This is a genomic window from Nocardioides marmoribigeumensis (genome assembly GCF_031458325.1).
GTDB lineage: Bacteria > Actinomycetota > Actinomycetes > Propionibacteriales > Nocardioidaceae > Marmoricola_A > Marmoricola_A marmoribigeumensis.
Genome location: NZ_JAVDYG010000001.1, coordinates 79,380 through 92,341 on the forward strand (window position 1 = coordinate 79,380; position 12,962 = coordinate 92,341).

Sequence of the window (12,962 nt, forward strand, 5' to 3'; positions counted from 1 at the left end):
AGGATAGGGCCGACCCGGCCGATCTCAGTCCTCGGCGTTGGGCCGGATGACGTGAGCGGCCGACCCGCGGCGGTCCCATCGCGTGAATCCGGCGTGCTCAGCGGCCTCGGCTGTGTCGAAGTACACGTCGGCCACGACGTGGGTGTAGAACTTCGCGCCCTTCGGGAAGTAGAGCATCGTCGAGGCCTGGCCCTTGATCGGGTAGTTCTTGGGGACCGACCCGTCGATCGGGGCGTACATCGAGCCCGGCCCGGCCGGCCCGTGGATCACCGGCGGCACGTAGGGCTCCTCGTCCTCCGGCTCGGGCTCCGGCTCGGGCTCCGGGGCCTTCGCTGCCACGGGCTCGGGCTCGGGCTCGTATGCCGGGAACACGTCCGCGACCGGCTCCGGCTCGGGGGCAGGCTCCGGCTCGGGCTCGGGAGCGGGCGCCGGCTCGTACGTCGGGAACACGTCCGCGACCGGCTCCGGCCTGCGCGAGGGCTCGGGAGCGGGCGCCGGTTCCGGCTCCGGGAACAGCTCGACGGCCGGCTCGGGCTCCTGGCGCAGCTCGCTGCGACGTCGGCGCACGAAGCCGCCCGATGCGCTGTCGAAGGGGCTGTGCTCGACCCGGGGCGGGGCCGGCTGCTCCTCCGGCTCCGGCGGGGCGACCGCCTCGACATACTCCGGTTCGACGACCGGCTCCGGCTCCGGCTCCGGCTCGGCAACCGGCTCGGGCTCCCGCTCGACGACCGGCTCCGGCTCCGGGTCGGGGAACACCGCGTCGGGGAAGACCTGCTCCTCCTCGGCGTGCGCGGTGCGGTCGGCGGCGAAGAGATCGGCGTCGGAGGCCGGGCTCGGCGGCGGGACCACGACGTCGTCGACCGACGTCAGCGGCGCGCGAGCGCCCCGGTCGTCCCAGGCCTCGGGTCCCCCGTCGGCGGCGCGGTCGGCGGCGAAGAGGTCGTGGTCGGAGCGACTCCCGGAGGCAGGTGCCTCGTCTCCGCGGCGCAGGGCCGTCGGGAACGGGTCCGGCTCCGCCGACGACGGCTCCGCCGACGAGCGCGCGGGCGAGGACGGCGGCGCAGGGGCGGCCCCGGCGACCCGGCGGCCGCCACCGGGCAGCGGCTCCCGGGGCTCCGGCTCGTCGGTGGCGGACGCCTCGCGACCGGCGGCCTCGTCGGCCCAGGTGCGCCAGTTGGCCGCGGCGTCGTCCCACTCGTCCTTGTGGGCCGAGGACTGGGTGCTGGCGCGGACCGGCCTGACCGGACGCGACCACGCCTCCTCCTGCTCCCAGGCGCCGTCCTCGAGGGTCGGGAAGACCGGCTCCTCCGGCGCGGTCCCCGTCTCGACGACCGGCGTGGCCGGGGTGGTGTCCTCCTCCGCGGTCTCCGGCTCGGGGGCGGGGGGCAGCGGCACCTCGACCCACTTCTCGACGCTCACGCGCGTGAGCGAGAGCGCGGCCCCGGCGACGACCCCGAGCACGAAGGCGAGCACCAGCCACGGAGCCAGCTCCTGCGCGACCCAGGTCATGCCGCACCCCCGGTCGGCGCGCCGGCAGCCGGCTCAGCGCCCCCGACAGCGTCGGCGGACTCGGCGGTGGTCGACCCCTTGCGCGAGCGCTTCGACCCCTTGGGGGCCTTGGGCTGCTTGACCTTGGGCGCGCGGGCCGGGGCGACACGGCGTACGCCGACGCGCACGGCGACCAGCCCGACGACGACGCCGAGGGTGAAGGCGACGAGCACGAAGAGGTAGGCCTCGACGACGAACAACCACATCGCCGGTCACTGACCTTCCACGGTGATCGAGCCGCGCTCGTTCTTGGCCCGAGCGGCGGGGGTGCCGCTCTTGTCGATCTCGTACTGCGCGCCGTAGCCGCGGGGCACGAGGCGGTCGGCCGGGGCGCCGGCCTTGCGCATGACGCGGATCATCGCTTGGGCCCGGCGCAGGGTGAGGGTCGGACCGTTGGAGGTCGCCTCGTCGGTGTGGCCGCCGACGTAGACCACGGCGGAGCCGCAGGCGGCGACGAGGCGGCCCGCCTGCCGCACCATCGTCACGCCGGCGGGGGTCAGCCGGTCGGTGCGGCCGACGAACGGGACGCGCTGCTGACGGGTCGCGCGGTTGAGCTTGGCCTCGAGGTTGGTGCAGGCGCGCTCCTCGCGCTTGCTGGCGAAGACCTGCTCGACGGTGACCGCGGCGACCCCGTCGACCTCGGTGAGGAGGTCGCGCACCCGGTCGGCGTCGACGGACGTCGGCACCTTGGCGGTGACGAAGACGCCGTCGGCCTGGAGCTCGACCTTCCTGATCTTCGCGGCCTGAAGGGCGCTCTGGCCCTGCGCCTCGAGGTCGCGCTCGACGCCGGGACCGCCGAGGAACCCGGCTCCGGCGGCGACCAGCGCGGGCACCAGCACGAAGCTCCAGCCGAGCCGGCTGCCGGCGGGGTGACGGGCGAGCTTGCGCTCGGTCACCTTGGACATGGTGTGGCCGGGCGACGCGCCGCCGTGCGGCTCGTCGGCACTCTGCGCACCGGGGTCCATGGGGGGCTCCTGAACGTGGCTCGACCCGCCGGTCAGGGCGACCGGCGGGTCGAAAATACCGCCTGGGTGGGGCGAGTGTGGCGAAAGTGGCGAGTCAGCGGCGGGAGCGCGCCGGCTGGTCGCTCTGGAAGGTGCGCGTCACCGGCTCCTCGGCCGTGCCGAGCATGCCCTGGTCCTTGCCGGCCAGCCGCACCGACACCGCCGACCCGTTGTCGCTGGTGACCGTCACCGGCGGCATGGCCCGCACGTGCTTGGACTGGCCGATGACCAGGTCGCCCTCGAAGACCAGGTTGCCGTCACCGTCACGGACCTCGACGTGCGCCCCGGCGCTGACCGCGGTCACGGTGGTGCCGACCCGCTGGGGACCCGAGGGGGGCACCGGTTGGTCGAAGGAGTTGCGCTGGCTGAGGCCGGCCGACCCGTTGAGGACCGGCGGGGCCTCGGTGAACTCCGTCGGGCCGCTGCCGGCGAACAGGCGGACCATCGCCCAGACCAGCACGAGGACGAGGACGGTGGCGATGAGACCGGTCCAGCTGGCACCGCCGTAGGGGCGCCGCATCTGGCCCCCCATGCCCGTGGCCAGCTCGGCCTCGAAGACCTTGCGGGCGTTGATCGGCGCCTTGGCGTAGCGGGCGTCGAAGACCTCGAGCATCGGCACCGGGTCCTTGCCGAGCACCCGCGCGAGCGTGCGGATGTGACCCCGGGCGTAGAAGTCGCCACCGCACGGCGTGAAGTCGTCGACCTCGATCGACTCGATCACGTGGGGACGGATGCGCGTGCGCTCGGCGAGCTCGTCGACCGAGAGACCCACCCGGGTGCGGGAGGCGGCCAGCTCGGGCCCGATGACGGGGTCGTACGCCGGCTCGGGGACGTAGTCGTCGATCACCAGCGGGCCGACGGGGTCGCCGAGCTTGGCGATCGCGCGGACCTGGGAGCCTGGCTGCTCGACCGGTGTGACGGCCTCGATCACCGAGCGGATCGCGTCGTGGTGACGGGCCTGGCGCAGCGGCGCGACGTCGGCGCGGCCGGGCTCGCGCTCGAGTGCGCGGTCGAGGAAGTCGGTCTCGGTCAGCGCCACGGGCTCGCCGAACTCGGGGTCCTCCTCGAGGGCCTCGGGCTCCGTGTCGGTCTCGGGCTCGACGTGGCGCCGACGACCCCAGCGACGGCCCTCGCGGGCGGCGGTGCCCGACGGCGCCGACGGCTCGGTCGCGGGCTCGGGCTCCTGGACGACGGGGGCGCTCCCCTCGACCGGGATCACCGGGGTCTCGGGGGTGTCGACGACGGTGAGGACCTCGGCACGGTCCTGGGCCAGCGCCGCGATGCGGTCGGGCAGCTCGGCCAGGTGGCTGCCCTCGAGACGGGTCGCGACGCCGAGCGGCACGGCCAGCGCCGCGCCGTACACCTTGCGGTTGAGGACCGCGTGGCGGCGGGCCCGCCCGTCGAGGCCCTCGATGGTGCGCGTGACGTGGACCAGGCTGATCAGGACGCGCCCGTCGCGCAGCAGGCCCTTGCGGGGGTGGACGACGACCCGGTCGATCGCCTCCCACGGAAGGCCGCGCCACTGCGAGCCCAGGCGCAGGCGCACGCCCATCTCGTCGGCGACGAGCAGGGGCGTGCGGGAGTCGAGCAGGCTGTGCAGGAAGACCGCGGCGAAGCCGGCCATCACCAGGCAGAGCAGCCAGTCGAGGGCGTTGCCCCCGGCCCCGGCGCGCCAGAGGTAGGCGATCGCGACCGCGGAGGCCGCGGCGCCGAGCACGGCGGACAGGGCGGCGTTGCGACGGACCTCGACGACCTCGGGGACGTGGGCGGTCTCGGGCGTGCCCGGGCCCTCGTCGCGGGTGAGGTCCTCGGTCTCCTCGACCGGCTGCGCGCTCACTGCTGGCCTCCCAGAGTGCTCATTGCTCTCCCTGCAACGTTGCGATGACCTCGTCGAGGTCGTCCGGCTTGATCAGGACGTCGCGTGCCTTGCTGCCTTCGCTCGGGCCGACCACGCCGCGGCTCTCGAGGATGTCCATCAGGCGACCGGCCTTGGCGAACCCGACCCGCAGCTTGCGCTGCAGCATCGAGGTCGAGCCGAACTGGGTGGACACGACCAGCTCGACGGCTTGGATCACCAGTTCCAGATCATCGCCGATGTCGTCGTCCAGATCGCGCTTCGACGCGGCCGGAGCGGTGACGTCTTCGCGGTAGCTCGGCTCGAGCTGGTCCTTGCAGTGCTTGACCAGGGCGTGGATCTCCGCCTCGGTCACCCAGGAGCCCTGGACGCGCACCGGCTTGGAGGCGCCCATGGGGAGGAAGAGGCCGTCGCCCTGGCCGACCAGCTTCTCCGCGCCGGGCTGGTCGAGGATGACCCGGCTGTCGGCGAGGCTGGACGTGGCGAACGCCAGGCGCGACGGCACGTTGGCCTTGATCAGGCCGGTCACCACGTCGACGCTCGGTCGCTGCGTGGCGAGCACCAGGTGGATGCCCGCGGCGCGCGCGAGCTGGGTGATGCGGACGACCGCGTCCTCCACGTCGCGCGGGGCGACCATCATCAGGTCGGCGAGCTCGTCGACGACCACGAGCAGGTAGGGGTACGGCGACAGCACGCGCTCGCTGCCCGGCGGCACCTGCACCTTGCCCGCACGGACCGCCTTGTTGAAGTCGTCGACGTGACGGAAGCCGAAGTGGGCCAGGTCGTCGTACCTCAGGTCCATCTCGCGGACCACCCAGGCGAGGGCCTCGGCGGCCTTCTTGGGGTTGGTGATGATCGGGGTGATCAGGTGCGGGATGCCTTCGTAGGCGTTGAGCTCGACGCGCTTGGGGTCGACCATGATCATCCGCACCTCGTCGGGCGTGGAGCGCATGAGGATCGAGCTGATCATCGAGTTGATGAAGCTCGACTTGCCGGATCCCGTGGCGCCGGCGACGAGCAGGTGCGGCATCTTGGCGAGGTTGGCCACGACGAAGCCGCCCTCGACGTCCTTGCCGAGCCCCACGATCATCGGGTGGTGGTCGTTGCGGGCGTTGTTGGACCGCAGCACGTCGCCGAGGGAGACGATCTCCTTGTCCACGTTGGGGATCTCGATGCCGATCGCGGACTTGCCCGGGATCGGCGAGAGGATCCGCACGTCGGCGCTGGCCACGGCGTAGGCGATGTTCTTGCCGAGCGCGGTGACCTTCTCGACCTTGACCGCGGGGCCGAGCTCGACCTCGTAGCGCGTGACCGTCGGGCCACGGGTGTAGCCGGTGACCTGGGCGTCGATGTCGAACTGCTCGAGCACCTCGGTGAGCCGACCGACGACCGCGTCGGAGGCCTTCGAGCGGGCCTTGTGGACCGACCCGGGCTTGAGCATCTCGTTGGCCGGGAGGCTGTAGGTGATGTCACCGGAGAGCTCCAGCTGCTCCACGCGGGGAGGCAGCGGCGAGTGGGGAGGTGCGACGACCTCGGCCTCGGCGGCCTTCTCGCCGTCCGCCTCGGGCTCGGCCACGGCGCCCTTGCGGCGGCGCTTGCCGAGCTCGCGGTCGGCGCCGTCGATGAGGACCGGGGAGTCGTAGGGCGCGTCGCCCTCGGGGGCGTCGTCGGCGTCCTCGCTCATCGCGCCGACCCGGCGGCGCGGCCGGCGACGCTGCAGCGGGACGGCCTCGGTGTCCTCGGTGGCCTCGACCTCGGGCTCGGCGTCGGCGTGGCGGCCCAGCGCCAGGTCGCGCAGGTGCGCCAGGCGCGTCGGGATGAGGTAGACCGGCGTCGCGGTCACCACGAGCAGGCCGAACGTGGTCAGCAGCCCCAGGATCGGCACCACCACGAAGGTCGACTGCAGCAGGTCGGTGGCCAGCGAGCCGACCACGAACCCGATCGCTCCCCCGGCGCCCTGCAGGGCCGCGGTGTCGGTGCCCTCCGGGCTGCCGTTGGCCAGGTGCACCAGCCCGAGCAGGCCGAGCACGAGCGCCGACCAGCCGACCACCTGGCGCCCCGCGGGCCCGGTGGCCTCGGGGTTGCGCATGACGACCATGCCCATCACGACCAGCACCAGCGGCACGAACCAGCCCAGCAGGCCGACCGAGCCGTTGACCACGGTGCGCGTGGTGTCCCCCACCTGGCCGGGCAGCCGCCACCAGACCGAGGCGGCGACCACGACCGCGAGCGCCATGAGGAACAGTCCCGCGCCGTCGCGGCGGTGCTCCGGCTCGAGCTCGCGCGCGGAGTGCCCCACCCGTCGTACGACGAGACCGACGGCCTGGGCGAGACCCATCCAGCAGCTGCTCAGCGCGTGCCAGAGGGCGACGAAGATCCGGAAGACCGGGCCGGGTCCGGTGCGGACCGCACGAGGGGGCACGCGCGAGGGGGTGCCGCGGCCCTTGGCGGGGGCCTTGGCGGAGGACCTCGGCGCCGGCTTGCGGGTGGTGCCCTTGGCGGAGGACTTGGCGCCGGAGCGCGTGCGGCCGCCCGAGCCGCTCGGCTTGCGGGAGCCGGAGGAGCGCGAGGCCGGAGGGGAAGACGTGCGGGTGGCCATGGTGGGCACGCTACGGGATCGCCTCACCCGTCACAGGGATCCCACGCCGCCCCAGGCGCCACGTGGCGGGGCTCAGGCGGGGGTCGACCGGCTCGCGCTCAGGTCACGAGCGGCGCGTGCGTGCGTCTGGCCCGGCAGCCGGCGCAGGTCGACGAGCCGGCGCAGCGACGGCACGAGCTCCTCGACGAGGTTCATCTTGTCCAGGCATGCGTCGGCGCCCGCCTCGTCGGCCGCGGACTCGAGCGTGCCGCGGGGGAACGCGGTGAGCATCACCAGGAGGGCGTCGGGCAGGACGGCCCGCAGCCGAGGGAGCGTCTCCAGCCCGTCCATCACGGGCATGGCCGCGTCGACGAGCACCAGGTGCGGGTCGAGCCGGCCCGCCTGGTCGACCGCGTCGGCCCCGTCGCCGGCCTCGCCGACGATGACCCAGCTCGGCTCCTCCTCCAGCACCAGCGAGATGAGGAACCTCAGGTCGGCGGCGTCGTCGACCACGAGCACGCGGAGCTCATCGATCACTCGCATCGCCCTGTCTGCCGACCTGTGCTCCCCCGGTGGCCTGGGGTACGACGTGGTCGGGCTGGTCTGGTGGCGGCCTGGACGGGCCCTCTCGGCGTACGGCGCCCGGCCGGGCACCGCCGGAGGCGACGAGCTGCTGACCGATCCAGGCCCGCGACGCTCGGGACGCCTCGGCCACGAGACTACGACCAAGAGCGGTCCTGCCGAGGTCAAGCGCGGTCTCGGCGGCGACGAGTGTCTGCACGACGGCGTCGTTGATCTCCAGCGCGGCCTGGGCCTCGCGACGGGCCAGCCGCTCCTGGGTGGTGACGTCGTGCACCACCACCATCAGCCGCTCGGGCCCGAGACGGACCACCTGGATGCTCGCCCAGGTGTCGGCCACGGGCATGGTGCAGGCGACCTCCCGCCCGACCTCGCCCGGCGGAGCGTCGGCCAGCATCGCGGCAGCCAGGTCGGGCACCAGCCGGCACAGCACGGGGCCGAGGTCGCGGAAGTCGGGGAGCGGCATCGCCGGGGCGAGCAGGCGGACCGCCGCCGGGTTGATCTCGTGCACCACCCCGTGGCGGTCGGTCTCGGCCAGACCCACCGGACAGACGTGGAAGAACTGCTGGAGGTCGTCCACCTGATCGCCTCGCCTCCCGAGTCGTGCGGTCCCGCACCTGGTCGGTGAGGGAACCGCACCGCCCGGCGCACCGAGAGCACCGGGCCCGCGGCTCACCGTAGACCCGGGCGTCGCGCCCGGACGGCCGCTGCACCGGGCTCGGCCCAACGTGACCCGATGGGACCGGTCGGCCTGGTCCGGGGCGACTACGGCCTGGGACCCAGGGCATGGCCCGGCTGCGCACCCGGGCCGCGCGCCTGCTGCCGCTCGGCGTGCAGCCGGAGCAGGGCCGGCACGAGCGTGGTGGCCATGTCGACCTTGTCCAGACAGGCGTCCGCGCCGCAGCCCACGGCCACCTCGCGCACCTCGGCGACCGGGAAGGCCGTGACCAGCACGATGAGCGCCTGGGGCAGCACCCGACGCAGGTGCGGGAGCGCCTCGAGGCCGTCCATCACCGGCATGCTCATGTCGAGCAGCACCACGTCGGGCCGGGTCTGCTCGGCGCGCACGATCGCCTCGGCGCCGTCCCGTGCCTCGCCGACGACGGTCCACCCGGCCTCGTCCTCGACCAGGAGGCCGATCAGCCACCGCACCTCGCCGGCGTCGTCGACCAGCATCACCCGCACCGGCGGCTCGCAGCCCTGCTGACTGCCCTGCTGGTCGTGCGCCCGCCCGGCGCCACGCCCCTGCTCGGGGACCGAGGGCCCGCTCACCGCTCGTCCATGGTGGAGACGTCGTCCGGACCGCCCTGCCGGCGTACGACGCCCGGCGCGAGGCCGCCCGAGCGGCGGACGTGCTCGCCGATCCGGGTCTGCACCAGGGCACGTGCCTCGGCGACGAGCCGCCGGCCGAACTCGTCGCGGCCCAGGTCGAGCGCCGTCTCGGCGGTGACCAGGCGCTGCGCGAGGGTGTCGGCCAGCTCCCAGCCGATCGCCGCCTCCGAGGTGCCGGCCGACCCGACCTCGGGGGCGGGGTCGCGCTCGACGGAGGTCACGTCGACGAGGGTGACCAGGAAGCGGTTGCCCGAGCGCCGGTAGCCGTCGATGCGCACCAGGCGCCGTCCCCGTGAGGAGGGGCAGCTGACCACCCGGCTCGGCCCCAGCGGGCCGGCAGGCCCGGAGGAGGACCTCTGCGGGCCGCGGCCCTCGCGCCGGATCGTCTCGGCCATGGCGGGGGCGTAGGTCGCGAGCAGCTCGGTCAGGTCGCCGCGCACGCTGAGCGGGCCGCGGGCGCGCCGGTCGCGCAGCAGGGCCGGGCGCGGGGCCTCGGCGGTCACTGCGGCCGCGGCGCTCCCCTCGCCGTCGTGGCCCGCGACGCCCTCGCGGAGCAGCTGGAGCAGCTCGCGAGCGGCGTCGTTCATCAGGGCGGTCGTCCCGTGCCCGTCGAGGTCGACCAGACCCACCCTGGAGTCGCCGACGACGTCGGTCCAGGTCAGCGGCCGTCCCGCGTCGTGCGCGGGGACGCCGACGTCCTCACTCATCGCCCACACCCCTGGGGCGGTCCCCGCTGGTCACTGCACTCCCCCTCCGGCCGGCTCCGAGCGCCGGACGTCGTTGCGGTCTGTCGTCCCGTCGACCCCGGTCGGACCCCACCGTCCGGGTGACGTCCCGGCTGAGCGGGGGCACAAGGGCCAGGACATCTGTCAGCAAGTCAACGACTTCCACGGCAAAATGTCACGAGGGGACACCTGTTCCCTGTGTGCGATCGTCCACACCCCACTGATTCCGTCGTCTCCCGTGTCGCCTGCGTCACGGCGGCCCCAGCCGACCCAGCCGACCCAGCACCGGGCCGCGCCGCATCGTGGACGGGCGACCGGCCGGCGTCACCGTGTGGCTAGCCTCGGCTCGTGCACGCCTGGACCTATTCCTTCGCCACCTGCCCGGGGCTCCCGAGCAGCCGGCAACGGTAGGTCACTGCCTGCGCCGCGCCGCCCACCAACGCCCCTGGTTCCCGCAGGGGCGTTTCGCATGTCGCCGGTTGCGCGGACCCTGCCAGGACCGGGGCCTACCCACAGGAGGAACCCATGGTCGTCGTCATGACGCCCGACGCCACCGACGAGGACGTCCAGCGCGTCGTCGACAAGGTCACAGCCGTCGGCGGTGAGGCCTTCGTCAGCAAGGGCCTGACGCGCACGATCATCGGCCTGGTCGGCGACATCGACTCCTTCCACGGCCTCAACCTGCGCACGCTGCCCGGGGTCGGGGACGTGCAGCGCATCTCCGACCCGTTCAAGCTGGTCAGCCGCCAGCACCACCCCGAGCGCAGCACCGTCTGGGTCGGCGCCCCGGGGCAGCAGGTCCCGATCGGGCCCGACACGTTCACCTTCATCGCCGGCCCGTGCGCCGTCGAGTCGGCCCAGCAGACCCTCGAGGCGGTCGAGATGGCCCGCGCCGCGGGTGCGGTGATGATGCGCGGCGGGGCCTACAAGCCCCGCACCTCGCCATACGCCTTCCAGGGCCTGGGGGTGAAGGGCCTGGAGATCCTCGCGTCGGTCCGCGAGGCCACCGGGATGCCCGTGGTCACCGAGGTGGTCGACGCCCGCGACGTCGCCGTCGTCGCCGAGCACGCCGACATGCTGCAGATCGGCACGCGCAACATGGCCAACTTCGGGCTGCTGCAGGCGGTCGGGCAGGCCGGCAAGCCGGTCCTCCTCAAGCGCGGCATGACCGCGACGATCGAGGAGTGGCTGATGGCGGCGGAGTACATCGCCCAGCGCGGCAACCTCGACGTCGTCCTCTGCGAGCGCGGCATCCGCACCTTCGAGCCCGCGACCCGCAACACCCTCGACATCAGCGCGGTCCCGATCGTGCAGTCCAAGAGCCACCTGCCGGTGATCGTCGACCCGTCCCACGCCGCCGGTGTCAAGGACCTGGTCGTCCCCCTGTCGCGGGCCGCGATCGCGGTCGGGGCCGACGGCGTGATCGTCGACGTCCACCCCCACCCGGAGGAGGCGCTGTGCGACGGGCCCCAGGCGCTCCTCGGCGCCGACCTGCGCAGCCTCGCCCAGGCGGTCCGTCAGCTCCCCCCGACGGTGGGTCGCGTCGACGCCGGGACCGCCCGCCGTTAGCCGCCCGCCCGCCCTCCAGCTGTAGATCGGGGGGCGCGTGGGCACCCTGCGCCCATGAGGCTTCCCAAGCTGTACGCCGACGACCAGGTCCGCGCCGGCCGCCAGATCGCCGGCGACGTCCTGCTGGTGGTCTGGGTGGTCACGTGGTGGCGCATCGCGCAGTCGGTGCACGACGCGACCCTCCAGCTGGCCGGGCCCGGCCGCCAGATGCGCGAGTCCGGCACCGGTCTGGCCGGCAGGATGCGCGACGCCGCGTCGGCCGTCGACGGGACGCCCTTGATCGGCGACAAGCTGCGGGCGCCGTTCGACGGGGCGGGTTCGGCGGCCGACCAGCTGGCGCGGGCGGGCACGGCCCAGGTCCACGCGGTGCAGGACCTCGCCTTCTGGCTGCAGCTGGCGGTGGCGCTGGTCCCGATCCTGCTGGCCTGCGCGTTCTACCTGCCCCTCCGGGTCCGGTTCGTACGACGAGCAGGTGCGGCCCAGCGCTTCGTCGACGCGGCCGAGGACCTCGACCTGTTCGCGCTGCGCGCCCTCGCCAAGCAGCCCATGCACCGGCTGGCGCGGATCAGCGACGACCCGGCCGGGGCGTGGCGCCGTCGTGACGAGGCCGTCGTACGACGACTGGCGGAGCTCGAGCTGAGGACGGTCGGCCTGAAGCCACCACCCGCGTGAGGGCATGATCACCGCATGCGCCTCCTCCTCGGGATCCTGGTCTGCTGCGGCCTCGTCGCGTGCGGGAGCGAGGAGCCGCCGGCCCGCGCCGAGCTGGGCGACCCCGTCGCCCTCTCGGCCGATGTGCGGCTCCTGTGGGAGTCGCCCCACCGGGTCTTCGCCGAGCACCGGACGGCCGACGGGTGGTCGGACCCGGAGGTCGTGCTCGACGACGGCAGTCGCGAGTGCGGCAAGGTGCGTTCGGTCGGGACCGGGTCGGTCGTGGCGGCGACCTTGCTGTGCGACGAGCACTACGCCGAGGACCAGGCGCCGACCGCCAGCGTCGCGCTGCTCTACGACGGGTCCGAGTGGCACCACCATGACCTGCGGGGCGAGGCCTACCTCGCCCCCGGCCTCTCGCCGGACGGGTCGCACGCCGTGTGGGTCCAGGACGACGAGCTGCTGACCTGGTCGGGCGGCGACTTCGGCACGCGCGCCCTCCCCGACGAGCCGACCCAGGTGGTCACGGTCGAGGACGACGGCGGGCTCGTGCTGGTCTCCCCCGGGCACGCCGAGGGCCGCTGCACCGTGGAGCTCACCACCGAGGGGGCCCGCGCGACCGTCCCGGTCGCGGACGCCGACCTCCTGCTGTGCGACGAGGTGGGCCTCTCGCTCGAGTCCCCGACCGAGCTCCAGGGCGACGTCTCCGGCCAGCCCGGCACGGAGTTCGTCGTACGACGGCAGGGAGGCACGTGGACCCTGGCGGCTCCCCCGCCGGTCACCGCGCCGGGGCTCGAGGTCTACCCCGACGACCCGTCCCGCGCGGTGTGGAACCAGGTCACCGAGAACACCGGCGGCGACCTGGTCGCCGTCGGGTCCCCGGACCGGCAGCACGTGACGGCGCAGCGCTACGACCCGTCCCGACAGCGCTGGACCCGACCGGAGGTCGTGCACGACGCGGGCGCCCCGGTCTGCCGGCGGGACGACCTCGACTCGGGGATCGTGCAGGGCGCCTCGTTCGAGCTGCGCGTGTTCTGCGACGGGAAGCCGGTCGTGCTGCGCAGCCGCACGGGCGAGTCCTGGACCAGCTGAGTCGTCGTGCTCATGCGCGGTCGCCCGGC

Annotated in this window: 12 protein-coding genes; 3 read left to right on the top strand and 9 right to left on the bottom strand. The window is 74.1% G+C overall.

Annotated elements, in window-relative coordinates; translation table 11 throughout:
• Positions 1-24 precede the first annotated feature (24 nt).
• The 9 genes from J2S63_RS00335 to J2S63_RS00375 all read right to left on the bottom strand — a co-directional run bounded on the left by J2S63_RS00335 (position 25) and on the right by J2S63_RS00375 (position 9,603).
• On the bottom strand, positions 25-1,509 hold the full coding sequence (locus J2S63_RS00335) for a sunset domain-containing protein (protein WP_310297077.1): 1,485 nt from the start codon (positions 1,507-1,509) through the stop codon (positions 25-27).
• Positions 1,506-1,754 (bottom strand): hypothetical protein, encoded by a 249-nt coding sequence (locus J2S63_RS00340; RefSeq protein ID WP_310297080.1) that lies wholly within the window; start codon positions 1,752-1,754, stop codon positions 1,506-1,508. Before J2S63_RS00340 ends, J2S63_RS00335 begins: the two co-directional genes overlap by 4 nt.
• Positions 1,755-1,760: 6 nt before the next feature.
• Positions 1,761-2,513 (bottom strand): OmpA family protein, encoded by a 753-nt coding sequence (locus J2S63_RS00345; RefSeq protein ID WP_310297083.1) that lies wholly within the window; start codon positions 2,511-2,513, stop codon positions 1,761-1,763.
• Between the two features lie 94 nt (positions 2,514-2,607).
• On the bottom strand, positions 2,608-4,389 hold the full coding sequence (locus J2S63_RS00350) for a helix-turn-helix domain-containing protein (RefSeq protein ID WP_310297086.1): 1,782 nt from the start codon (positions 4,387-4,389) through the stop codon (positions 2,608-2,610).
• Between the two features lie 19 nt (positions 4,390-4,408).
• Positions 4,409-7,006 (bottom strand): DNA translocase FtsK, encoded by a 2,598-nt coding sequence (locus tag J2S63_RS00355; protein ID WP_310297089.1) that lies wholly within the window; start codon positions 7,004-7,006, stop codon positions 4,409-4,411.
• A 72-nt stretch (positions 7,007-7,078) separates the two neighbouring features.
• The gene (locus J2S63_RS00360) at positions 7,079-7,522 is read right to left on the bottom strand and encodes a response regulator transcription factor (protein WP_310297092.1); all 444 of its coding nucleotides are present in this window, start codon (positions 7,520-7,522) and stop codon (positions 7,079-7,081) included.
• Positions 7,512-8,144: a nitrogen regulation protein NR(II) gene (locus J2S63_RS00365; RefSeq protein WP_310297095.1), complete on the bottom strand. Its 633-nt coding sequence runs from the start codon at positions 8,142-8,144 to the stop codon at positions 7,512-7,514. Before J2S63_RS00365 ends, J2S63_RS00360 begins: the two co-directional genes overlap by 11 nt.
• Positions 8,145-8,329: 185 nt before the next feature.
• Positions 8,330-8,836: a response regulator transcription factor gene (locus J2S63_RS00370; protein WP_310297097.1), complete on the bottom strand. Its 507-nt coding sequence runs from the start codon at positions 8,834-8,836 to the stop codon at positions 8,330-8,332.
• Positions 8,833-9,603, bottom strand: a complete 771-nt coding sequence (locus J2S63_RS00375) for a hypothetical protein (protein WP_310297101.1) — start codon at positions 9,601-9,603, stop codon at positions 8,833-8,835. The genes J2S63_RS00370 and J2S63_RS00375 overlap by 4 nt, the downstream gene beginning before the upstream one ends.
• A 543-nt stretch (positions 9,604-10,146) precedes the next feature.
• On the opposite strand from J2S63_RS00375, the gene aroF reads away from it, so the two are divergent.
• The 3 genes from aroF to J2S63_RS00390 are packed head-to-tail and all read left to right on the top strand — an operon-like array spanning position 10,147 to position 12,933.
• Complete coding sequence (gene aroF, locus J2S63_RS00380; RefSeq protein ID WP_310297104.1) at positions 10,147-11,190, top strand: 3-deoxy-7-phosphoheptulonate synthase; 1,044 nt, start codon at positions 10,147-10,149, stop codon at positions 11,188-11,190.
• Positions 11,191-11,244: 54 nt separating this feature from the next.
• Positions 11,245-11,862, top strand: a complete 618-nt coding sequence (locus J2S63_RS00385) for a hypothetical protein (RefSeq protein WP_310297107.1) — start codon at positions 11,245-11,247, stop codon at positions 11,860-11,862.
• A gap of 15 nt (positions 11,863-11,877) precedes the next feature.
• Positions 11,878-12,933 (top strand): hypothetical protein, encoded by a 1,056-nt coding sequence (locus J2S63_RS00390; RefSeq protein ID WP_310297109.1) that lies wholly within the window; start codon positions 11,878-11,880, stop codon positions 12,931-12,933.
• Positions 12,934-12,962 lie beyond the last annotated feature (29 nt).